Below are 21708 nucleotides of genomic sequence, written 5' to 3'. Positions count from 1 at the left end.
AAGGAATCCTATCATGCGCTTTATCAGAAAATGCCGTCTTGTTTTGCAAGCTGCAGCTTTGCTGTGCGCGGTTGTCTTTGCAGCCAATCCCGCTGCCGGCGCCGATTCCGGGAAAAACCCGATGAAAATCGGCGGCATATTTTCCGTTACCGGACCTGCCTCCTTTCTCGGTGATCCCGAGAAAAAATCCATGGAACTGGCCATTGAAGAAATCAATGCTGCAGGCGGCGTTGACGGCCGGATGCTGGAAGCCGTCATCTATGACACCGAGGGAGATCCGTCAAAAGCCGTGATGGCAGCCGGTAAACTCATCAACAAGGACCAGGTCACGGCGATCGTTGGTCCCAGCAGAACCCCCACAACACTGGCCGTAGTGCCAATGGTTGAGCGGGCGGGCCTTCCTTTTGTCAGCTGTGCGGCCGGCAACAAAATCGTCGAACCCATAAAGCCCTGGGTTTTTAAAACCGCCCAGAGCGACATTCAGGCCGTGGCGTCCATCTATGCCCACCTTGAAAAACAGGGCATTGACAGGATCGGCACTCTCACCGTGGCCAATTCATTTGGGGAAAGCGGCAGGGAACAATTAATAGAGCAGGCAGGGGATTTCGGCATCACTGTGGTGCGCAGCGAAAGCTTTGGCGCCGGGGATACGGACATGACCTCCCAGCTCACCAAGATCCGTCAGGAAAAACCCGGGGCCATCATCTGCTGGGGAACCAATCCGGGGCCGGCGGTTGTGGCCAAAAACGTCGAGCAGCTCGGCCTTGACATTCCCCTCTACCAGAGCCACGGCGTGGCATCCCCGAAATTCATCGAGCTGGCCGGAGATTCGGCCGAAGGCATACTGCTGCCAACCGGAAAGATCCTCGTGGCCGATCTGCTGCCGGATGATGATCCCCAAAAACAGGTGCTGACCGATTACATTGACGCCTATGAAAACAAGTATGACGAAACGGTTTCCGGATTCGGGGGATATGCCTATGATGCGGTTTATCTGCTGGCCCGTGCCATGGCGGGCACCGGCGGGGACAAAGCAAAAATCCGGGAAAACCTAGAAAATATCAGGGAGCACGTGGGCATCAGCGGGGTATTTTCCTTCAGCCAAACCGATCACAACGGCCTGGACCCGTCAGCCTTTGTAATGGTGCGCATCACCGACGGCAAGTGGCAGCTGGTGAAATAACCCGCCAATCCGGGAAAAAGCCCATGCAGGAACTTTTGCAATACCTGTTTTCAGGCATGACCAACGGGGCTGTGTACGCAGTGATTGCCCTGGGGTTTTCCATGCTCTACAGTTCCACGGACCTGATTAATTTCGCACACGGGGAATTTGTCATGCTCGGCGCCCTGTGCATGGTCAGCCTGACAGCAGGTGCGGGGCTCGCCCTGGTGCCCGCGTTTTTTGTCACCGTTGCGGCAGTCGCCGCAGCAGGGATGCTTTTTGAACGGCTGGCCATCCGGCCGGTTCGGCATCCCGAACCCATTGTACTGATTATCATTACCGTGGGGGCCTCAATATTTCTGCGGGGCACGGGCATGCTTATCTGGGGAAAGGATGCCCACAGCATGCCGCCATTTCTCGACATTGCCCCCATTGACATCGCAGGCGCCCGCCTGCTGGCCCAAAGCGTCTGGATTCTTGTGATTGTCACCGCGCTTGCCGCCGGCCTGCACCTGTTTTACAAAAAAACACTCACCGGAAAAGCCATGACCGCATGTGCGGTAAATAAAAAAGGGGCATGGATCGTCGGAATCCCGTTTAAATGGATGGTGCTGCTGGCATTCGGCCTGTCCACCGGCCTGGGGGCCGTGGCCGGGGCCAGCATCGCACCGATTACCATGTCGAGCTACGACATGGGCACCATCCTGGGGCTAAAAGGGTTCTGCGGGGCCATGCTCGGCGGCCTGGGCAGCCTGTGGGGGGCGATTTTGGGCGGCTTTTTGCTCGGGATCCTCGAGGCCATGGGTGTGGGATTTGTCTCCTCGGGATTTAAAGATGCAACCGCCTTTCTGCTGCTGTTGCTGGTACTCTATGTCCGGCCCCAGGGTATTTTGGGCACAGCCGAGATCAAACGGTTTTAACATGGACGATAAATATCTGCCCGCAATCTATACAGCCTTTGCCCTTGGCATCGCTTTTCTGGGATGGCGCATTGACAATGCCTATTATCTGCAGCTGCTGATCTTCATCGGGTTAAACACCTTGCTGGCCCTTTCTCTGAACATGCTCATGGGCTATGCCGGCCAGATATCCCTGGGACATGCGGCCTTTTACGGCATTGGCGCGTATGTGACCGCGATACTGACCACCACTTACCAGGTGCCGCCCCTGCTCGCCCTTCCGGCCGCTGTTGGTGCGGCCATGGTGATCGCCTGGATCGTTGGCATGCCCACGCTTCGGCTTTCCGGTTATTACCTGGGCATGGGGACCCTGGGATTTGGCATGATCGTCCATATTGTGCTTCGGGAATGGGGCAGTCTAACCGGGGGTGCATCCGGATTTGTGGGGATTCCGCCCCTGAAGATCGGTCCTGTCAGCTTTGCCTCCAGCAAATCCTACTTTTTTCTGGTATGGGCGGTGGTGCTGGCAATGATCATCCTTTGCCGGCGCATTATTGATTCCCGGGTGGGCCGGGCCCTTTGTGCGATCCATGACGGGGAAAAGGCCGCGGCCGCCGTGGGCGTCAACACCCGGCGCTTAAAGCTCCAGGTATTTGTTTTAAGTGCGGGAATTGCCGCTCTGGCCGGATTTCTCTACGCCCACCTGATATTTTTTATCAGCCCGGGCAGCTTTGGTTTCATGGCCTCCATCAAAATTGTGACCATGGTGGTCATCGGCGGGATGGCCAGCATCTGGGGAGCCCTTTTCGGCGCATCGCTTCTCACCCTTTTGCCGGAATGGCTTCATGCCTTTTCGGAATTCGAGATGGTGATATACGGCCTGATCCTCATGGTCGTGATGATTTTCATGCCCCGGGGGCTGACTCGGGGACTGGTGGATATTTATGAGCGGTACCGCAAAACCCATGACCGGCAATGACCCCATTCTGGAGATCCGGGACGTGGACAAGGCCTTTGGCGGGGTCCAGGCCCTGGACCGGATCGGATTTGCCCTGGAAAAAGCCTCGATCACCGGATTGATCGGCCCCAACGGCGCGGGCAAGACCACTTTGTTCAATGTGATAACGGGAATATTGGCCCCGGATGCCGGCGACATCCGCTTTGCCGGCCAATCCATTGAAAATCTGGAAGTCCACCAGCGGGTTGCCCTTGGCATTGCCCGCACATTCCAGAACGTGGAGCTTTTCGAAAGCATGACCGCGCTGGAAAACATTCTGGTGGGCCTCTATACCCGGACCCGGGCGGGTATGATCCAAAGCATGCTGCGCCTGCCCCGCACCCGGCAGGAGGAAGCCCGTGCCCGGGACCAGGCCATGGAACTTTTAAATTTTGTAGGGCTCCGGGATTACGCCGGCCGTAAAAGCGGGGATTTGCCCTTTGGGTGGCAGCGAATGCTGGAAGTGGCCCGGGCCATGGCAGCACAACCGCGTTTGCTGCTGCTCGATGAACCGGCAGCCGGATTAAACATGTCAGAAACCGGCCATCTCGGAGAACTGATCAAAGAAATCCGCAGCCAGGGCATCACGATTCTGCTGGTGGAGCATGACATGAGCCTGACCATGTCCATCTCCGATCTGATCGTGGTGCTGGACCAGGGCAGAAAAATCGCCGAAGGCCCTCCGAGAGCGGTTCAGGAGGACGAGGCGGTCATGGCGGCCTACCTGGGCAAAAAAGCAAACCCGACAAACGATTGACAACTTCCTTATGCTGCGCATTCGCAATCTCAAATGTTTCTACAGCCGAATCATGGCGGTCAAGGGTGTGAGCCTGTCGGTGAACCCCGGGGAAATCATCTGCCTGATCGGCGCCAATGGCGCAGGCAAAACCACGCTGCTTTCAGCCGTGTGCGGCCTGCTGGCCGACTGGAGCGGACAGATTGATTTTGAAAAAAAAAGCATAAAAGGCCTGGAGCCCCCGGCCATTGTGCGCGCCGGCATCAGCCTGGTGCCGGAGGGACGGCAGATTTTTGCACCACTTTCCGTGTTCGACAATTTAAGACTCGGTGCCTATACCATGTACAAGAAAAAGGCCCATGCAGCGGTACAACAGGACCTGGAATCGGTCATGGAATTGTTTCCGATTCTGCGGCAGCGGCAGCGGCAGCCGGCAGGCACCCTTTCGGGCGGAGAGCAGCAGATGCTGGCCATTGCAAGGGCGCTGATGGCCCGGCCCAGGCTACTGCTGCTCGATGAGCCCTCCATGGGACTGGCGCCCATGGTGGTGGAAAAAATCCTGGAAGTTATTTCCCTGCTGCGCTCCCGGGGCCTGACCATCGTTTTGGTGGAGCAAAACGCCCTGGCCGCCCTGGAAGTCTCGGACCGGGGATATGTATTTGAAACCGGGGCCGTGGTGCTCCAGGGCGAGGCCGGTGAACTGCTGGCGGATAAGGATGTCAAACGCGCCTATCTGGGCAAGGATTATGGAGATTTTTACGATGCCGGATGATCCCTTTTTTCAGCTCTCAGCCGAAGAAAAACAACAGGTACAGATAGAGCGGCTGCAAAGCACGTTAAACCGGGCCTGCCGCCATGTGCCCTTTCATGCCAACCGACTCGGCGTACTGGGCATGGAGCCCTCGGACATCTCCGCCCTGGCTGACATTGCCCGCCTGCCCTTTATGGAGCGGGCGGATTTCAGCGAGCATTACCCCTATGATCTGTTTGCCGTGCCCTTGCGAGACATTGTACGGATTCATACAGCCCCGGGCACAACCCGCAATCCCACGGTCAGCGGCTATACAGCACAGGACCTGGACCACTGGCGTCACATTCTGGGCCGGGCTCTTCGCACAGCAGGCATAGGGGCCAATGATATTCTCCAGATTGCCCTGAATCCGGGCCTTGCCAACTGGGGACGGGATTACAAGGACGGGGCCGAAGCCATCGGGGCCAGCGTGATTCCCAACACCCCGCTTTCAGTTGAAAAACAGCTCATGGTGCTGCGCGACTACAAGACCACAGTGCTGATCACCACCCCGGCCATGGCCGGCCACCTGGCCGATTACACGGTGGAAAAAGGTATCGGGCCGGCATCGCTTTCCCTGCACACCCTGGTTTTGTGCGGAGAATTCATTGACCCGGAGTTTCGAAACAGCATTGAAACGGGGCTGCATGTGCGCACATGGCTGCACTACGGATTAAGCGAAATCCCCGGGCCGGCGATTGCCTTTGAATGCAAGGCCCACGATGGACTCCACATCCAGGAGGATCATTTTCTGGCTGAAATCATTGACCCGGAAACCCGGGAAGTGCTTTCACCGGGCAGCGCCGGGGAACTGGTGCTCACCAGCCTGACCACCCGGGCCTTTCCCCTTATCCGTTTTAAAACCGGTGACCGTGCCCGGCTCCTGGAAGATCCCTGCCCGTGCGGCAGCACGCTTATGCGCATGAAATGGGATTCAGAGCGCACAGACGATATCATGAACATCGACGGGGTCAATGTTCACGGCAATCAGACGGGGTTTCACCTTAAAGAAATGATGGGAATGGATCCGCGGCGGGTTTCCTATCGGGTGGTGCATCAACAGGGCCGCAAAGTCCTGGAAGTGCTCATGGAAATGAACGATGCCATATTTTCCGATGAAATCAAGGAACTGGAACAGCTTCTGCGCCGGTCTGAAAACCGGCTCCGGGAAAATCTGGGTGTGCCCGTGACCATCCGCCTGGTGGAATCAAAGGGATAAAAACAAGGGGGCAAAAAATATCCCTGCCCCCCGAAAAATTGGTTTATTCCACGATTTCATGGGATGTAATCACCACTTTCAACCCGTCGGGAAGACCTTCGGGGACCTCAGAGCCGGTCTGGGCGGAGTAAAAGGCCACTTCCTCAAATTCAAATTCTTCCTGTGCACCAGCGGCCAGATAATTGATCACGTCCATTTGATTGGGCATTTTGTCCACGTCACTGACAAACCAGGTGGCGTTGATGATCTGATCGCCGCAGGATTCGCACCTGCCGGTGACTTTCACGTTTTTGACATCCACATCACCGGTGTTGGCAATGGTGCCGCTGGCATCAATCACATAGGAAAGGTCACTGTCTTTTCGGATTGAAAATTCAGAATCCACAATCTCAAGACTGGCCTGTTTTTCCTCCCCGGCGCATCCGAGCAAGCACAATCCTCCCACCAGGATCGACAAAACAATTAACCCAACATATTGCAACCTTGTCCGCATCTTTTCCTCCCTGTCAGCTTCATAAAAATTTTTCCCGACTCACCAGAACAGCTTTTTCCCATGGATAACATACTAAAACAAAATTCTTTCAAATCATCAAGTCCTTTTTATATATCGCCCAAACCGAGTTTTTCCAATTTTGAAACACTCGGTTTGAGTACCCAAAAAGCCCCCTGGGACGTGCTTGTGCGTATACGGTTTTTTCTTGCATTGAAAACAAACAGTGAGTTATTATAAAATCGATTCAGTTTCAAAACACCATTACAATACTTGTCAATACCTGCAACAATTCACCAAAAGAGGTTGGTCATGAAAAAACAACTTACCACTGCGCTGGCATGGATGGCGATTGTCCTGATCTCCTCGGCCGGCAGCGCTGCCGGGGCGAACATGCTTTACAACGGGGGCTTTGAAGGTCCGGTCGAAAATGGGCAGCCCAAGGGCTGGAAGACCACCGTCAACCGGAACACAACAGCTGAAATCAGCCTGGATTCACGGGAGAGACGCAACGGCCAGCAATCCTTAAAAGTTGCCATCACTCCCCCGGGCGGCCGGGTCATCGTGTACCTGGAAGAAGCCGGTGCCGCACCCATAACCCCGGGAGCGGACTATGAGGCCTCCTGCTGGATCAGGACCCAAAACCTGGACTACAACCGTTTCCACGAGGCCCCGGCGTTCCGGCTAAATTTCCGCCCGCAGCGCATCCGGCCCGGCAAGGTTGTAGATCTGATCAACAAGCTGCAGGGTACTTCGGGCTGGGTGCAAATTTCCCAAAAAGCCACGGCACCGGAAAACAGCAGCCGCATTCACCTGGATTTTGTGCTGACAAGCGGAACCGTGTGGATCGATGATGTCTCAGTCCAGCGGGCACAATAGCACCGGGCGGCGATTTACTCCAGCATGTTCCTGCGCATCGCATCAATGACCGCCGGCCGCAGCCCGGCCTTTCCCACCAGGTAATCCACTGCCGTGCCGTATGTATCTGTCAGGTAATCAATCACGCCCTCAATGCATTGCCGGGGCGCAGTCAGGTATGGAAACAGCCTGTCCGGATCAATTCCGGCCCGCTCCATTCTCCGGTAGAGCCGGGGAAGCAGTTCTGCAATATAAATATTGGACAACTGGTGATCGTCAATCACAGTTTCCTCGGCCACGCCCAGGGCCAGCAGAATCAGGGCCGCACAGGTTCCGGTGCGGTCCTTTCCGCCGGTGCAGTGAAATACCACCGGCGCGTGTCTGTTTTCCGCAAGGTCTCGTATCACAGCCGCCCAGCAGTGCGCAAACTGTTCAAGATTGCCGATATAGCCGTTGATCATAAAATCCGGTGTCAGCCAGCTATCTTCTCCGTTTTGCAAAAGCCGGATCGCTTCTGCAAAATCAAAATTGCCGTGGGTGACCGGCAAATGGATATGCGCCATTGCCCCGTGATCCGGCAGCCGGTCCGGGGAACCGGCCATTTCCGTTGTGGTGCGAAAGTCATAGACCCGCTGTATGCCCATCCGGTCCAAAAGCACCAGATCCCGGTCGGTCAGCCTTGACAGGCCGTCCGCCCGAAAGACCCTGCCCCATTTCACCCGGCGGCCATCGGTTGTTTCATAGCCTCCCATGTCCCTGAAATTGACCGCTCCCTCCAAATGGACCCGCCTGGCTGCGGTGATCATGCGATGGCTTCCCGCATATAGCTCGAAATAGTACCGCAGATCCGGGTCCAGGCCACTTACCTGCGCGCAGCCGTCTTTGGAGCGGGCAACCGATTCAAACCTGTCAATGGCTTCCGGGTGCGTGCCCGCATAAACAGATATATCTGCATTTTCAATAGCTTGCCAACATATGCGAACGCTATTGGCATCCAACCGCTGTACCGCGGCATCCAGCAGAATCTTGCCCTGTTTGTTCATATCCGCCCCGCCTGTTTTCCAATCCGCCCGGCCGGCAAAAAAACAGCCGGTTTGTGCCGCATTGTTTGTATGAACCGGTTTTATGACCATAGCCTGCAATAGCCCGGCAGACAAGGACAAAACAACAATGCCGCCGGCAACGGTGGCATGGATTTATCCGCCGGGTTTTGTTATAGATGTGCCATGCAGACGTCAAACACAAACAAAACCATTCCGCCGCCCTTTTTTCGGCCGGATCCCCTTGTGCCCATATTGTTTATCACCCTGATTTTCTTTATGACATTTCTGGCCCGGGTGATGTTTTCGCCCCTGATGCCCAGCATTGAAACGGAAATGCACTTAAGCCATGCCCAGGCCGGTTCCATGTTTTTGATCATGTCCATTGGCTATTTCATTGCCCTGGCCGGCTCTGGATTTATTTCCGCACGGATTTATCACCGTTTCACCATTGTGGCCGCAGCCTGCGGGGCCGGGGTCAGCCTGATTCTGGCCGCTGCTTCTTATCAATACTGGCAGCTGCAGGCTGCCATATTTCTTTTGGGCATGGCAGCCGGTACCTATCTGCCCTCAGGAATCTCCTCGCTGACAAGCATGGTGGATGCCCGAAACTGGGGAAAAGCGGTATCAATCCACGAAATGGCTCCCAACCTGGCTTTTGTGACCGCCCCGGTAATCGCTCAGTTTTTCCTTCTCTATTTCACCTGGCGCAGCATGCCGGCGGCAGTGGGTGCGGCCTGCCTGCTGCTGGGTGCAGGCTTTGCCATTTGGGGAAAAGGCGGGGATTTTCCGGGAAAACCCCCTGGAGCCGAAGCCATCCGGGATCTGGCAGCCACCCGGGCATTCTGGTTCATGGTGCTGTTGTTTGCAGCGGCGGTGAGCAGCACCATGGGACTTTATACCATGCTGCCGCTTTACCTGGTAAAGGAACTTGAGGTTTCTCAAAGTTTTGCCAACTCACTGGTCGCTTTGTCCCGGCTGCCCGGGGTGGCAATGGCCCTGGCTGCAGGCTGGGCCACAGACCGCTTCGGCCCCAGGCGGACCATAACCCTGATGCTGGGACTTACAGGCATGGCCACTATCGGCATCGGGATTTGCAGAGATCCGGGACTGGCCACCGGACTGATTATCGCCCAAGCCGGACTTTCCACTGGATATTTTCCTGCAGGCTTTGCCCTGCTGTCTGCCATTGCCCCTGCCAAACACCGCAACGTGGCTATCTCGCTTGCCATCCCCCTGGCTTTTGTCTACGGCGGCGGCATTGCCCCGGCCATCATCGGTATTACCGGGGATGCCGGATCATTTGCCACAGGCATTGTCCTTGTGGGCATCTTAATCTGTCTTGGTTCCGTGCTGCCGGTTTTTATCAAAAATTAACCGGGCTCCAGGCCGGTTTGGCCGGATTTCCCGGAAACAGTGGAACAAATAGTGCTTGACCTAAAATTTGCTTTTTTTTAGCATAATGCTTTTATTAAAATAGGTTTCAAGCGCTTCCGGCTAACACATCCGGCTGAAGTCATTTTTTTAGCTCAGGCAAATCGGCCAGATCCGTTCAACCACTTTAAGCAAACCATGGGCAGGCAATATGAAGATCAACAAATCCAGACAAATCGTTGAAGACGCGTTAAATCACGCCGGTATCACCATCGGGGGAGACAATCCCTGGGATATCCAAGTGCACAATGAAGAATTTTTCGATCGGGTGATACGCGACGGGGAACTGGGTGTGGGTGAATCCTACATGGACGAATGGTGGGACAGCCCGGCCCTGGACCAGCTTTTCGACCAGGTGTTCCGGGAAAATGTGCAGCAGTATTTCAGGGACAACTGGAAAGCCGCCCTGCACCTGTTAAAAGCCAGGCTGCTGAACCTGCAGAAAGACGAGCGGGCTTACACGGTTGGCAAGCAGCACTATGACGTGGGAAACGAGCTGTACCGGGACATGCTCGATTCGCGAATGGCCTATACATGCGGATACTGGGGCGGCGGTGCCTGCGATCTGGATGCGGCCCAGGAAGCCAAGATGGAACTGATCTGCCGGAAAATCGAACTTGAACCCGGAATGAAGGTTTTGGACCTGGGATGCGGCTGGGGATGCTTTGCAAAGTATGCAGCGGAAAAATACAACGCCGAAGTGACCGGTGTCACGGTCTCCCAGCAGCAGGTGGACCTGGCCAACCAAATGTGTGAAGGACTTCCGGTCAATATTTATCTCGACGACTACAGAAACGCAACAGGCACATATGACCGGGTGGTATCCATCGGGATCATGGAGCACGTGGGCTACAAAAACCACCGGACCTACATGGAAGTGGCTGACCGGTGTTTAAAAGACGACGGTATTGCCCTGATTCACACCATCGGCGGCAATGTCAGCACCACTATCGGCAATCCATGGACCACCACCTATATTTTCCCCAACAGCATGCTGCCTTCCATTGCACAACTGGGCGCGGCCATGGAAGGCATTTTCGTTATGGAGGACTGGCACAACTTCGGCCCGGATTACGACAAGACCCTCATGGCCTGGTATGACAATTTTGAAAAATCATGGCCCAAACACAAAAGCGATTATGACGAGCGCTTTTACCGGATGTGGAAATTCTATCTGCTCAGCTCTGCCGCGGCTTTCCGCTCCAGATCCATTCAGCTGTGGCAGATTGTCATGACCAAGCCCGGCCGGGCCCAGCCCGACTGCCGGCTGACTTAGAAAAGCCATGATTCAGGCAGAAGTCATTATCGTGGGCGGCGGTCCGGCCGGCGCCACCTGCGCCTGGGAATTAAAAAAGCACGGCATAGACGTGCTGATTGTTGACAAGCAGCCGTTTCCCCGGCCCAAGCTATGTGCCGGCTGGATCACGCCCCGGGTCATGGCGGATCTGGAGCTGACCCCGCAGGATTACCCGCACCGGATTCTGACCTATCGCAGCATTGTTTTTCACTTCAAAGGGGTTCCCGTGCCGGTTTCCACCTGCCAGTACTCCATCCGCCGGTTTGAATTTGACGATTTTCTGCTCAAGCGCGCAGACGTCCCCGTATTGACGCACCAGGTTCAAAACATCCGCCAGAGTGGGGGCCAATACATCATTGACGACAAATTCCGCTGCACGTGGCTTGTGGGCGCAGGCGGCACCCACTGTCCTGTTTACAAATCCCTTTTTGCCCGAATCCATCCCCGGAATCCAAAACAATGCATTGCCACCGCGGAAGAGGAGTTTGCCTGGCACTGCAAAGACCGCCAGTGCCGGCTGTGGTTTTTTGACAAGGGCCTTCCGGGATATGCCTGGTATGTGCCTAAGCAAAAGGGCTATCTCAATATCGGCATCGGCGGCAAGCTCAGTGCTCTGAAAAAACGCGGGCAAAACATCAACGCCCATTGGCTGGATTTTGTGGAAAAACTTTCCCGCAAGGGCCTGGTCTGCGGCCGGCGGTTTTCTCCCAGGGGCCACATCTATTATCTTCGGGGAGAGACGAAAAACATCCGCAACAAAAACGCTTTTCTCATCGGCGATGCGGCCGGCCTTGCCACCTGCGACATGGGCGAGGGCATCGGCCCGGCCGTTGAAAGCGGAAAAATTGCCGCCCGGTCCATTGCCGCCGGCCAACCCTTTTGCCTGGCGCCGATTGCCCGCTGGAGTCTGCCCCAGATTCTGGCCGGTCCATGGATCGCCAAAAAAACACACCTTTGATCCGCTGACCGCTTTGAGCTGAAAAAACACTTTCTATTGTTTTTTTTCTGTCCGGACGCAACAGCGCTGGACATTTTCATAAAAACTGTTTAAGTTTTTCAACAGCGTTTATGATATCAAACTGCAATCCATTCCGTTCTGTGTCCGAGGCGGTATGCGGCCGCCGGCACTTATGTGGCAACAATCTGCAAAGGAATTGTCCGCATGGATATGAAACGCAGCTATTACGAGGACGTCCGGCTGTTTTCCTCGGGTGTGACCGTATTTTGGTTTGTGGCGCTCATGGTCTTTCTTTTTTTCTACCCGTTTGTCTTTACAAACTATTACGTGTACATGGCAAACTACATTGCCATCAATATCATTGTTGTGGTGGGCTTAAACCTGCTGGTGGGCTATACCGGCCAGATCTCTCTGGGTCATGCCGGTTTTTACGCCATCGGTGCTTACGCCACCATCACCTTGATGACCGTTGCCCATTTTCCCTTCCTGGCGGCCCTTGTCTGCGCAGGTCTGATTGCCGCCGTGTTCGGCTTTCTGCTGGGGCTTCCGGCCCTGCGGCTGGAAGGGCCCTACCTGGCCATTGCCACCCTGGGATTTGGCCTGACCATTACCACGGTCATCGGCCGGATCGAAATGCTGGGCGGCCGGCAGGGGCTGCATGCCCCGGATCTGGTCATCATGGGCCATCACCTGACATCTGACCGGCAGTTCTATTACCTGGCGGTGACAATTACGGTTCTTCTTGTTCTTCTTGCCCGAAACATCACCAAAACAAAGGTTGGAAGGGCCTTTATCGCCATCCGGGATGCCCATATCGCAGCCGAGACCATGGGGGTCAATTTGGTTTTATACAAAACCATGGCCTTTGCCTTAAGCGCATTTTATGCAGGCGTGGCCGGCGGACTCTACGCCTTTGTGCTGAGATTTATCGAGCCGGAGCTGTTTAACCTGTTTCTGTCCGTGTTTTTTCTCACCATGGCCGTGGCCGGGGGGTTGGGATCGGTCATGGGCCCCATTGCCGGGGCCATTGTGCTCTCATTTCTGGATCTGCAGCTGCGAAACATTCTTTCAATCCCCTATATCGGAGACTGGCTTCGGGATCTTTCGGCCAGCTATTTTTCCCTGACCGGGGTTTCCAACATCCAGTTTGTTATTTTTGGCTCCATTCTCATTGCCATCATGCTCTTTGAGCCCCTGGGACTCTACGGACTCTGGATACGCATGAAAAAATACTGGAAACCATGGCCTTTTTGAAAGGATATTCCGGATGATCGATTTTATTCAAATGACAGTCAGCGGAATCGCCGTAGGAAGCTCTTATGCCCTGATGGCCCTGGGCATGGTATTGATTTACAAGGCCTCTGAGGTGCCCAATTTCGTCCAGGGGGAAATGGCCCTGCTTCCGGTATTTATCGCCTACATGCTGATTTATTCCTATGGCCAGTCCGTGTTTACGGCGTTTTTCGGGGCACTGGCGTTTGCCATGTTTCTGGGGTGCTTTTTGGAGTTTGCAGTTGTCCGAAGGGCCAAAAATCCGAATATACTTGGCCTGATTATCATCACCATCGGCCTGGAAATGGTGCTGCTGGGCTTTGTGTCCTGGAAGTTCGGCGCAGACCAACGGGTCATGCCCTTTCCCATCTCTTCATATTCCAGTATCATGTTCGGCAATGTCTATATCAGCACCCTGGATCTGCTCACCCTGGTGGCGGCCCTTGTGATCATGGTGGCCCTGTTTTTGTTCTTCCGGTTTTCCAAACTTGGCGTGGCCATGAAAGCCACCCAGCAGAATGAAACCGCCGCCCGGCTCATGGGAATCCGTACCAACCGCGTAAAAATGATCACCTGGGGCATTTCAGCCACTGTGGGCACCGTGGCCGGGCTGCTTCTGGCCCCGGTTTTCATGGAGCCTTACATGATGTGGGATCCCTTGCTAAAAGGATTTGCCGCAGCCGTGATCGGCGGAATGACATCTTTGCCCGGGGCCGTGTTCGGGGCTTATATCGTGGGAATAACCGAGCACCTGTTCGGAGGATATGTCTCCATGGAGTACAAGGCGGTGGTGGCCTTTGTTGTTATCGTCATTGTCCTGTGCATAAAGCCGAGCGGCCTTTTTGCCCGGCATTACGTGAAAAAGGTGTAAAAGCCAACAACAAACCGGATTGGAGGGGGAAAAATGAAAAACACATTTTTGGCTGTGATGATGGGTGCATTGCTGATGCTGGGTTTTGTTCCGACCGGGCACGCAGAAGTCGGGGTGACAGACACCGAGATCCATATCGGCCAGTGGTCGCCCCAGACCGGACCGGCGGCTCCCTGGGGGGCCGTAGCCCGGGGCACGGACGCGTATTTCAAATGGATCAATGCAAACGGCGGGATACACGGCAGAAAGCTGATCCACCACTATTTTGACGACGCCTACAACCCGGCCAAGACCATTGCCGGCGTAAAACAGCTCCAGGAACAGACCGGCATGTTTGCCTGGGTCAGCGGGGTGGGCACTGCATGCGGCCTTGCGGTCAAGGACTATCTCATGGAAAGGGGGATTCCATGGGTGGGGCCCTCTGCAGGCTCCAGACACTGGGTGACCCCGCCCCAAAAGCATCTGTTTAACGTCTATCCCCTTTACCTTGGCGATGCCCAGCTGCTGACCGAATATGCCGTCACGGAAATGGACAAAAAGAGAATTGCCGTGGTCTACCAGGAAGACGATTACGGTAAACAGGGACTTGAAGGCGCCCAACACGTGCTTGAGCAGCATAGCATGGAGCTTGCTGCCAAAGTGCCCGTGTCGATTTCAGACACGGACATGCGTCCCCACACCATGAAGCTGCGCCAGGCTGAAGCCGACGCGGTCCTGGTTTTTGTCACACCAGGGCATGTGGCCAGACTTCTGGGCACTGGCAAGGCCATGAACTTTGAACCCCAGTGGATGAGCACCACCACATGCGGCGATTTTCCGCTCATGATCGCCATCACCAAGGGGCTCTACGAGGGCGTGATCACGGCCAGCTTCGGAATGGCGCAGCCCACCGGCAATGTGGGCGGTATCGAACACATCAACAACCCCAACCATGAACTCATGGCCAAATACAAAACCGAGGTCTATGACGCATTTGCCGCCGACGACGAGCGCTGGGGATATACCTTCACCACCGGTATCGGGCTCGCCGAACCCCTGGTGGAAGCCATCCGCCGGGCCGGCCGGGACCTTACCCGGGAAAAGCTGGTGGCGGAACTGGAAAAGATGGAAAATTTTCAGGGACTGATGGGAAGAATTACCTATGGGCCTTATGACCCGGATGATCCGTTGTGCCGGATCGGCCAGCAGGAGATCTTTCTCCAGCAGTGCACGGCAGACGGCGGTTCAAAGATTCTGACCGACTGGCAGACAACCGAGTTTATTCCCATGTCCCAATAAGAAAAGAACCAGATATATGACCTTTTTTGCAGTCAGCGGGCTGACCATGGCCTTTGGCGGGCTAAAGGCCGCAGATGATGTCTCCTTTGAAGTGGCAAAAGGGGAAATTTACGCCATTATCGGGCCCAACGGAGCCGGCAAGACCACTATATTTAACTGCATCAACGGGATTTATCCGCCCACTGAGGGAAAAATCATATTCAGGGACAAAAACATCCGGGGTCTGTCTCCGGACCGGGTGGCCAGGGCCGGAATAGCGCGCACATTTCAAAATATTGAGCTGTTTTCCAACATGAACACCATGGAAAACATCATGCTCGGCCGGCACCTGTTTATGAAAACCGGGCTGTTCAGGGGAGGGCTGATGTGGGGGAAAAAATCCTTTGCCGGCAAAGAGGAAATCCAAAACCGGCGTAAAGTCGAGGAAATCATTGATCTGCTGGAGCTGCAGTCCTTTCGCAACAAAATGGTGGGGGCCCTTCCCTACGGGATTCAGAAAAAAATCGAACTGGGCCGGGCCCTTGCCGCAGAACCCGAACTGCTTTTGCTCGACGAGCCCTGCGCCGGCATGAATGCGGAAGAAAAACAGGACGTGATCTTCTGGATCAAGGACATCCAGGACGAACTTGGCATTACCATTCTTTTGATCGAACATGACATGAACATGGTCATGGATATATCCAACCGGATTCTTGCCATCAACTTCGGCAGAAAAATTACCCAGGGCACCCCGCAGCAGGTGAGCATGCACCCGGAGGTGTTAAAGGCCTATCTGGGCGGGGACGATGAGCCGGATTTGCCGGACCCGGCCCAAAAGGAACACCAACAGGCATAAACCCGACATGATTGCACAAGGAGCCGGACTTTGGGGACTTTGCTCGAAATCAAAAACATCGAGACCTATTATGACCTGATCTATGCCATTCGCGGTGCCTCGCTTTCCGTGGAGGAAGGCAGCATCACCGCCATCCTGGGCAATAACGGGGCGGGAAAAACCACGATTCTTCGTACGGTCATGGGGCTCATCGATGATCAGCCGGACAAGGGCACCATTGAATTTGCAGGCCGGCGGATTGACGGCGCAGACACAGAGAAAATCGTGCGCATGGGCATATCCCTGGTCCCCGAGGGAAGGGAGGTGTTTGAAGAACTCACCATCAGGGAAAACCTCATGATGGGGGCCTATACCCGCAGAGACAAAAAGGCGGTGACCCGGGACCTGGACCGCGTTTTTGCCTATTTTCCCATCCTTGCCGACCGCACCGGACAGTGGGCCGGCACCCTGTCCGGAGGAGAGCAGCAGATGCTGGCCATTGGAAGGGCATTGATGAGCCGGCCCAGGCTGCTTTTCCTTGATGAGCCATCCCTTGGGCTCTCTCCTTTGCTTGTAAAAGAAATATTTGAAATCATAAAAAAAATTAACCAGGAAGGCGTGACCATCCTTTTGGTGGAACAAAACGCGAAAAAGGCCCTGGAGGTATCAAATGAGGCCCTGATTCTGGAAAACGGCCGGTTTGTCATGAAGGGCCAATCCGGAGATCTGATGAAAGATGAAAATGTCCGGGAATTTTACATGGGCGTGCGCTCCACAGAATCGGCCAAGGGCTATCAGCGCTGGAAACGAAAAAAAGTCTGGCGATAACACGGAGGAATCCATTGACTGCATCCACAACCCCTGCTGTTTTCAAACAGACCGTTTCCGACCGAGGGCAGATGGTAGCCATGCGTTTCAAGAAACTGGGCCTGTGGCACGATATCTCCTGGGATCAATATTTTGATGCCGCAAGAAACATCAGCGCGGCCTTAATCGATATGGGCCTTGAAAAAGGCAGCAGTGCGGCCATTATCGGGGACAACTGCCCGGAGTGGGTCATGATCGACATGGGCATCCAGTGCGCAGGCGGCGTGTCCGTGGGGATTTACACCACCAATGCCTGGCAGGAAGTCCAGTACGTGGTGTCCAATTCCGATTCGGTTTTTCTGTTTGTTGAAAACGAGGAACAGCTCGACAAATGGCTGAGTTTCAGAGACACGGTCCCGGATCTAAAAAAAGTCATTGTATGGGATACAAAAGGACTGCGGGAATTTTCAGATCCCATGGTCATGGGCTATGACGAACTTGTGGCCCGCGGCCAGGCCCTCTCCAAAACAGGCGTGGATCAGCGTTCAGAATCACTTACACCCCGGGATCTCTGCGTACTGATCTACACCTCGGGCACCACCGGCCCGCCCAAGGGCGCCATGCTCACCCACGGCAACGTCACCTGGATGGCAGACGCCATTGTGGAACAAAATCCCATGGACAGGCAAGACGAGGTGTTGTCGTTTCTGCCGCTTTGCCATATATTTGAGCGGTTGTTTTCCGTGTTCACACACCTGCGACACGCCTATGTGGTCAATTTCGTGGAAAAGCCCGACACGGTCACAGACAACATGATCGAGGTCTCTCCCACGGTGGGCTATGCCGTGCCCCGGATCTGGGAAAAATACTATTCCGCCATCCAGATCCGCATGTCTGATGCCACCCGGGCAAAACAGCTGGCTTATGCGGCCGCCCTGAAAATCGGCCAAAAGCGGGCCGAGCGAATAATGCATTTTCAAAAAGTGCCCTCCTGGCTGACCCTGGCTTTTGGTCTGGCCCATTTTGCGGTATTTCGCAAACTAAGGGAAAGACTCGGATTTGACCGGATCCGGGTGGCCTATTCCGGGGCCGCCCCAATATCGGCCCGGGTGCTTTTCTTCTATCAATCCATCGGCATCAACCTGGTTGAAGGCTACGGACAGACAGAAGGCACCGGCGTGACCTGCACCTCCCGGGAGGGGCGGGCCAAATTCGGCACCGTTGGCACCCCGGTGCCGGGCACGGAAATCAACATCGCCGAAGACGGGGAAATTCTTGTCAAATCCCCGGGGGTGTTTGCCGGGTATTACAAAAACGAAACCGCCACAGCCGAAACCCTGAAAGACGGCTGGCTTTACTCCGGAGACGTGGGAGAAATCGACAAAGACGGGTATCTGAAAATCACGGACCGGAAAAAAGACATCATCATCACCGCAGGCGGCAAAAACATCTCCCCCCAGTACATTGAAAACATGCTAAAGGCCAGCATCTACATCAATGACGCGGTACTGATCGGCGACCGTCGAAAATTTCTCTCCGCGCTGATCATGATCGACGAGGACAACGTGGTCAAATACGCCCAGGAAAACAAAATCCAGTTTTCCACCTACGGGGATCTGGCCGCACACCCGGAAATCAACAAGCTCATCCAGTCTGAGATCGACCAGGTCAACAAGGGTCTGGCCCGGGTGGAAAACGTCCGCAAGTTCCGCATCCTGCCCAAAAAGCTATACGAGGAAGACGGCGAGGTCACCCCCACCATGAAGGTCAAGCGCAAGTACGTCAACCAGGCATTTGCCGGTATTATTGAAGAGATGTACAAATGATCAGGAGCTGTTGATGCCGGGCCGTTTTTCTGATAAGTCCGTTGTAATTTCGAACAATGAACTGAGAGGCCGGGAAAATGAGCTATCAACGTGTTGTCATAACCCGCTTTGGCGGCCCTGAGGTGCTTGAGACAATCCAGGAGTCTGCCCTGCCCGAACCCGGCCCCGGAGAGGTGCGAATCCGGGCGCTTGCCGCAGGTGCGGCTTTCACGGACGTGATGATCCGCAAAGGCATGTACCCGGAGGTTAAGCAAAAGCCGCCCTTCTCGCCGGGCTATGACATGGTTGGAATCGTGGACAAAACCGGCCCTGGCACAGCCCGTCTTCGCCCGGGCCAGAAAGTGGCCGACTTAACGGTCATTGGGGCTTATTCCGAGTATTTATGCCTTCCCGAAGATCGGCTGACCCCTGTTGCCGACCATCTTGATCCGGCAGAAGCCGTGGGCACAATCCTTTCCTATGTAACGGCTTACCAGCTGCTCCACCGCGTTGCCCGAATGCAGAAAGGCGCCCGGATTCTTGTACACGGAGCCGGCGGTGCCGTGGGCACGGCAATGCTTCAGCTGGGAAAATTATCAGAACTGGAAATCTATGGCACAGCTTCTGCGCCCAAGCATGAACTGGTGTCTTCGCTGGGGGCTACCCCGATTGACTATCAGCGGGACAACTGGCCCCAGCACCTGCGCAGTCTTGCCGGCGGCGGGTTTGACGCGGTCTTTGATCCCATTGGCGGACAAAGCCTGAAGCGATCCTTTGATCTGCTGGATCCCGCCGGCATGCTGGTATGTTACGGGTTCTACAACGCGGTAACAGCCAAAGGCGGAAGCATCCCCCTTGATTTCATGCGCCTGAAACTCTGGAACATGCTTCCCAACGGCCGCCGGACGGCGTTTTACTCCATTGCCGCCATGCGCAAAAAACACCCGAAATGGTTTTCCGCAGACCTGACCCGGCTCCTGGACCTTTTGGCACAGGGGGAAATCAAGCCGCAAATCGCAGCCCGGATGCCCCTTGCAGAGGCAAGGCAGGCCCATGAACACATTGAAGCGGCCCGGCCAAGCGGGAAAATTGTGCTAATCCCCGGATACAAAGAAAACACAAATGAATGACCTGCTGGAGATGGGCAAACAAATCCTGGCAGCACAGCCCTTTAGTGTGCATGTGGGCGCTGAAATCACCGCGTTTAATCAGGGCACGGCCGAACTCACCATTTCTGTCGCCCCGCAGCTGATGCAGCAGCACGGTTTTGTCCACGGGGGGGTGCTCAGTTATGCCGCAGACAACGCCCTGACGTTTGCCGGCGGCAGCGTGCTGGGGCCAAATGTGCTCACCTCGGAGTATAAGATCAATTACCTGAAGCCGGCAAAAGGCGACAAAATCATCTCCCGGGCCACTGTGATACATACGGGCAGGACCCAGGCGGTATGCCGCTGCGAGGTGTTTTCAGATACCCGGGGCGACCGGGTGCTTTGCGCTGTTGCCCAGGGCACCATCACAGCCATGGCCGGCGCATCCGAAAAACAGCAAAAGATCGGGTAAAACCGCCGCCCCCGGAAACCGGCGGCAGCGACTGCCTGTAGCTCCTCTCAATATAATCCCGGCCAGGCGAATGCCCGCCAGCAGGGTTTTCTGCATGGATTTTTCCTCCGGCGCTTCCGTCCCACCAGTCCCATACGCTCCATCATGGGCATGGTGTTTTCAGGCATCATGACTCTGAAATGCATTGAAAAATCTTAAAATTTGGTTATTTTTTTTCAAAATCCGACTGCAGAGAACAAAAAGGAGGCCGAGACATGAAATGCCAGAGTTGCGGAGCTGAAATCAATACAGACCAGGCCATGGAAGCACGGGGGCAGACCGTATGCGAGGACTGCTATATCGACATGGCGGCCAAGCCCAAAACATGTGATCCCTGGGCGGTTTACAGCGCCAAGAATCTGGAAAAAACCGGCACAGGACCGGATCTGACGCAAAACCAGTCTGCCATTGTGGATTATCTCAAAAAAAACGGCCCCACACCCCCGGAAAAACTGGCCGGGGACATGGGCCTGACCATGGATGAGTTTGAACGGGAAATGGCACCGCTGCGGCATATGGAAAAAGTGCGCGCCCAGCTGCAGGAAGGCGAAAAAGTGATCTGCCTTTGGTAAAAAAAATGCTGCCCCAACGGCTGTAAACTGCCGGGGGCAGCCCTGTAAAGCAGGTTTGCACACTTTGGGGTTAGGGATTGGGATAGGCATCGGGATGTTTGCTGACCGCACTGCCCAGCCAGGCAATGACAGCCCCCAGGTGGCGCATGTTTTTCATGCCCTCGGCATCGTCTGCCACATCGCCCTTGTCAAAGCCCATGCCCATATTCCAGTAGGTGGAGCCGGGCACAATCATCTGGGACATCAGAAACATATGATTGATGGTATCAAAAACATGGACCGCCCCGGCCCGCCGGACAGCGGCCACGGCCGCGCCGATCTTGCCGCGCAGCAGGACCCCGTTTGCCTGGGAGACCAGCCCGGCGCGGTCCACAACCGCCTTTAATTCAGCGCTCACATCTGTAAAATACGTGGGCGATCCCATGATCAGGGCGTCTGCCCGGACAATTTTTTCCATAATCTCATTGAACATATCTGTTTCCACGGCGCAGCGCTGGTTTTGATTTTCAAAGCACTTGTAGCAGGCAATGCAGCCGCGGATCTCCCTGCCGCCCGCCCGGACCAGTTCGGTTTCCCACCCGGCCCGGGAAACGGGGGCCAGGACCTCCTTTAACAGATAATCCGTATTGCCGTCTTTTCTCGGGCTTCCGCTGATGGCCAGTGCGTACATGCTACCTCCACAATGTTATCCTTGTTTGGTTTTTGCGCTTTGAAACCGACTTTCTTCCGGTTCAAAGCGCACCTTGCAAACATGCCGGAATGCAGTTACGTTTGCTTTGTTATGGACCAACGCAGAAAAGAGATCCATAT

Annotated in this window: 22 protein-coding genes; 19 read left to right on the top strand and 3 right to left on the bottom strand. The window is 55.1% G+C overall.

What is annotated here, in order from left to right:
- Positions 1 to 13: 13 nt before the first annotated feature.
- From HNR65_RS10170 to HNR65_RS10145, 6 genes are read left to right on the top strand one after another with little or no spacing between them, the layout of a single operon-like run.
- Complete coding sequence (locus tag HNR65_RS10170) at positions 14 to 1183, top strand: ABC transporter substrate-binding protein (RefSeq protein WP_181551399.1); 1170 nt, start codon at positions 14 to 16, stop codon at positions 1181 to 1183.
- Between the two features lie 23 nt (positions 1184 to 1206).
- Positions 1207 to 2082 (top strand): branched-chain amino acid ABC transporter permease, encoded by an 876-nt coding sequence (locus tag HNR65_RS10165; RefSeq protein ID WP_181551398.1) that lies wholly within the window; start codon positions 1207 to 1209, stop codon positions 2080 to 2082.
- A 1-nt stretch (position 2083) separates the two neighbouring features.
- Complete coding sequence (locus HNR65_RS10160) at positions 2084 to 3040, top strand: branched-chain amino acid ABC transporter permease (protein ID WP_181551397.1); 957 nt, start codon at positions 2084 to 2086, stop codon at positions 3038 to 3040.
- The gene (locus tag HNR65_RS10155; protein WP_220128354.1) at positions 3006 to 3815 is read left to right on the top strand and encodes an ABC transporter ATP-binding protein; all 810 of its coding nucleotides are present in this window, start codon (positions 3006 to 3008) and stop codon (positions 3813 to 3815) included. Before HNR65_RS10160 ends, HNR65_RS10155 begins: the two co-directional genes overlap by 35 nt.
- 10 nt (positions 3816 to 3825) lie before the next feature.
- Positions 3826 to 4566, top strand: a complete 741-nt coding sequence (locus HNR65_RS10150) for an ABC transporter ATP-binding protein (RefSeq protein WP_181551396.1) — start codon at positions 3826 to 3828, stop codon at positions 4564 to 4566.
- Positions 4541 to 5803 (top strand): phenylacetate--CoA ligase family protein, encoded by a 1263-nt coding sequence (locus tag HNR65_RS10145; protein ID WP_232364742.1) that lies wholly within the window; start codon positions 4541 to 4543, stop codon positions 5801 to 5803. Before HNR65_RS10150 ends, HNR65_RS10145 begins: the two co-directional genes overlap by 26 nt.
- 43 nt (positions 5804 to 5846) lie before the next feature.
- On the opposite strand, the gene HNR65_RS10140 is transcribed toward HNR65_RS10145, so the two are convergent.
- Complete coding sequence (locus HNR65_RS10140; protein WP_181551395.1) at positions 5847 to 6296, bottom strand: hypothetical protein; 450 nt, start codon at positions 6294 to 6296, stop codon at positions 5847 to 5849.
- Positions 6297 to 6605: 309 nt separating this feature from the next.
- Here HNR65_RS10140 and HNR65_RS10135 point away from each other — a divergent pair, with 309 nt between their 5' ends.
- Positions 6606 to 7172: a hypothetical protein gene (locus HNR65_RS10135; RefSeq protein ID WP_181551394.1), complete on the top strand. Its 567-nt coding sequence runs from the start codon at positions 6606 to 6608 to the stop codon at positions 7170 to 7172.
- 14 nt (positions 7173 to 7186) lie between these two features.
- Here the strand turns inward: HNR65_RS10135 and HNR65_RS10130 are convergent, their stop codons facing one another.
- Complete coding sequence (locus HNR65_RS10130) at positions 7187 to 8194, bottom strand: tyrosine-protein phosphatase (protein ID WP_181551393.1); 1008 nt, start codon at positions 8192 to 8194, stop codon at positions 7187 to 7189.
- Between the two features lie 183 nt (positions 8195 to 8377).
- Between HNR65_RS10130 and HNR65_RS10125 the strand changes: the two genes are divergently transcribed.
- The 12 genes from HNR65_RS10125 to HNR65_RS10070 all read left to right on the top strand — a co-directional run bounded on the left by HNR65_RS10125 (position 8378) and on the right by HNR65_RS10070 (position 20898).
- On the top strand, positions 8378 to 9568 hold the full coding sequence (locus HNR65_RS10125; protein ID WP_181551392.1) for an MFS transporter: 1191 nt from the start codon (positions 8378 to 8380) through the stop codon (positions 9566 to 9568).
- A gap of 208 nt (positions 9569 to 9776) precedes the next feature.
- Positions 9777 to 10901, top strand: coding sequence for a cyclopropane fatty acyl phospholipid synthase (gene cfa, locus HNR65_RS10120; protein WP_181551391.1), 1125 nt, complete (start codon positions 9777 to 9779; stop codon positions 10899 to 10901).
- A 7-nt stretch (positions 10902 to 10908) separates the two neighbouring features.
- Positions 10909 to 11880, top strand: a complete 972-nt coding sequence (locus tag HNR65_RS10115; protein ID WP_181551390.1) for an NAD(P)/FAD-dependent oxidoreductase — start codon at positions 10909 to 10911, stop codon at positions 11878 to 11880.
- A gap of 204 nt (positions 11881 to 12084) precedes the next feature.
- Positions 12085 to 13134 carry a branched-chain amino acid ABC transporter permease gene (locus tag HNR65_RS10110; RefSeq protein ID WP_181551389.1) on the top strand — a complete coding sequence of 350 codons (1050 nt, stop codon included), beginning with the start codon at positions 12085 to 12087 and terminating at the stop codon, positions 13132 to 13134.
- Between the two features lie 13 nt (positions 13135 to 13147).
- On the top strand, positions 13148 to 14023 hold the full coding sequence (locus tag HNR65_RS10105) for a branched-chain amino acid ABC transporter permease (RefSeq protein ID WP_181551388.1): 876 nt from the start codon (positions 13148 to 13150) through the stop codon (positions 14021 to 14023).
- Between the two features lie 33 nt (positions 14024 to 14056).
- Positions 14057 to 15301: an ABC transporter substrate-binding protein gene (locus HNR65_RS10100; protein WP_181551387.1), complete on the top strand. Its 1245-nt coding sequence runs from the start codon at positions 14057 to 14059 to the stop codon at positions 15299 to 15301.
- A 16-nt stretch (positions 15302 to 15317) separates the two neighbouring features.
- The gene (locus tag HNR65_RS10095) at positions 15318 to 16136 is read left to right on the top strand and encodes an ABC transporter ATP-binding protein (protein WP_181551386.1); all 819 of its coding nucleotides are present in this window, start codon (positions 15318 to 15320) and stop codon (positions 16134 to 16136) included.
- Positions 16137 to 16166: 30 nt separating this feature from the next.
- Positions 16167 to 16943, top strand: coding sequence for an ABC transporter ATP-binding protein (locus HNR65_RS10090; RefSeq protein WP_181551385.1), 777 nt, complete (start codon positions 16167 to 16169; stop codon positions 16941 to 16943).
- Between the two features lie 14 nt (positions 16944 to 16957).
- Entirely contained in the window at positions 16958 to 18748 is a 1791-nt protein-coding gene (locus HNR65_RS10085; protein WP_181551384.1) for an AMP-dependent synthetase/ligase, read from the top strand.
- Between the two features lie 77 nt (positions 18749 to 18825).
- The gene (locus HNR65_RS10080; protein WP_181551383.1) at positions 18826 to 19857 is read left to right on the top strand and encodes a medium chain dehydrogenase/reductase family protein; all 1032 of its coding nucleotides are present in this window, start codon (positions 18826 to 18828) and stop codon (positions 19855 to 19857) included.
- Positions 19850 to 20287, top strand: a complete 438-nt coding sequence (locus tag HNR65_RS10075) for a PaaI family thioesterase (protein WP_181551382.1) — start codon at positions 19850 to 19852, stop codon at positions 20285 to 20287. Before HNR65_RS10080 ends, HNR65_RS10075 begins: the two co-directional genes overlap by 8 nt.
- Positions 20288 to 20541: 254 nt before the next feature.
- Positions 20542 to 20898 carry a hypothetical protein gene (locus HNR65_RS10070; RefSeq protein ID WP_181551381.1) on the top strand — a complete coding sequence of 119 codons (357 nt, stop codon included), beginning with the start codon at positions 20542 to 20544 and terminating at the stop codon, positions 20896 to 20898.
- 70 nt (positions 20899 to 20968) lie between these two features.
- On the opposite strand, the gene HNR65_RS10065 is transcribed toward HNR65_RS10070, so the two are convergent.
- Entirely contained in the window at positions 20969 to 21568 is a 600-nt protein-coding gene (locus HNR65_RS10065) for a flavodoxin family protein (RefSeq protein WP_181551380.1), read from the bottom strand.
- Positions 21569 to 21708: the final 140 nt, after the last annotated feature.

It is taken from the genome of Desulfosalsimonas propionicica, from assembly GCF_013761005.1.
In the GTDB taxonomy this organism is placed as follows: Bacteria; Desulfobacterota; Desulfobacteria; order Desulfobacterales; family Desulfosalsimonadaceae; genus Desulfosalsimonas; species Desulfosalsimonas propionicica.
The sequence above is the reverse complement of the archived record's forward strand: the minus strand, read 5'-3'. Positions and strand labels throughout refer to the sequence as shown.

Coding starts and splice junctions, on each gene's coding strand:
- HNR65_RS10170 (WP_181551399.1), top strand. CDS start 14: ATGCGCTTTATCAGAAAATGCCGTCTTGTTTTGCAAGCTGCAGCTTTG.
- HNR65_RS10165 (WP_181551398.1), top strand. CDS start 1,207: ATGCAGGAACTTTTGCAATACCTGTTTTCAGGCATGACCAACGGGGCT.
- HNR65_RS10160 (WP_181551397.1), top strand. CDS start 2,084: ATGGACGATAAATATCTGCCCGCAATCTATACAGCCTTTGCCCTTGGC.
- HNR65_RS10155 (WP_220128354.1), top strand. CDS start 3,006: ATGAGCGGTACCGCAAAACCCATGACCGGCAATGACCCCATTCTGGAG.
- HNR65_RS10150 (WP_181551396.1), top strand. CDS start 3,826: ATGCTGCGCATTCGCAATCTCAAATGTTTCTACAGCCGAATCATGGCG.
- HNR65_RS10145 (WP_232364742.1), top strand. CDS start 4,541: ATGGAGATTTTTACGATGCCGGATGATCCCTTTTTTCAGCTCTCAGCC.
- HNR65_RS10140 (WP_181551395.1), bottom strand. CDS start 6,296: ATGCGGACAAGGTTGCAATATGTTGGGTTAATTGTTTTGTCGATCCTG.
- HNR65_RS10135 (WP_181551394.1), top strand. CDS start 6,606: ATGAAAAAACAACTTACCACTGCGCTGGCATGGATGGCGATTGTCCTG.
- HNR65_RS10130 (WP_181551393.1), bottom strand. CDS start 8,194: ATGAACAAACAGGGCAAGATTCTGCTGGATGCCGCGGTACAGCGGTTG.
- HNR65_RS10125 (WP_181551392.1), top strand. CDS start 8,378: ATGCAGACGTCAAACACAAACAAAACCATTCCGCCGCCCTTTTTTCGG.
- cfa (WP_181551391.1), top strand. CDS start 9,777: ATGAAGATCAACAAATCCAGACAAATCGTTGAAGACGCGTTAAATCAC.
- HNR65_RS10115 (WP_181551390.1), top strand. CDS start 10,909: ATGATTCAGGCAGAAGTCATTATCGTGGGCGGCGGTCCGGCCGGCGCC.
- HNR65_RS10110 (WP_181551389.1), top strand. CDS start 12,085: ATGGATATGAAACGCAGCTATTACGAGGACGTCCGGCTGTTTTCCTCG.
- HNR65_RS10105 (WP_181551388.1), top strand. CDS start 13,148: ATGATCGATTTTATTCAAATGACAGTCAGCGGAATCGCCGTAGGAAGC.
- HNR65_RS10100 (WP_181551387.1), top strand. CDS start 14,057: ATGAAAAACACATTTTTGGCTGTGATGATGGGTGCATTGCTGATGCTG.
- HNR65_RS10095 (WP_181551386.1), top strand. CDS start 15,318: ATGACCTTTTTTGCAGTCAGCGGGCTGACCATGGCCTTTGGCGGGCTA.
- HNR65_RS10080 (WP_181551383.1), top strand. CDS start 18,826: ATGAGCTATCAACGTGTTGTCATAACCCGCTTTGGCGGCCCTGAGGTG.
- HNR65_RS10075 (WP_181551382.1), top strand. CDS start 19,850: ATGAATGACCTGCTGGAGATGGGCAAACAAATCCTGGCAGCACAGCCC.
- HNR65_RS10070 (WP_181551381.1), top strand. CDS start 20,542: ATGAAATGCCAGAGTTGCGGAGCTGAAATCAATACAGACCAGGCCATG.
- HNR65_RS10065 (WP_181551380.1), bottom strand. CDS start 21,568: ATGTACGCACTGGCCATCAGCGGAAGCCCGAGAAAAGACGGCAATACG.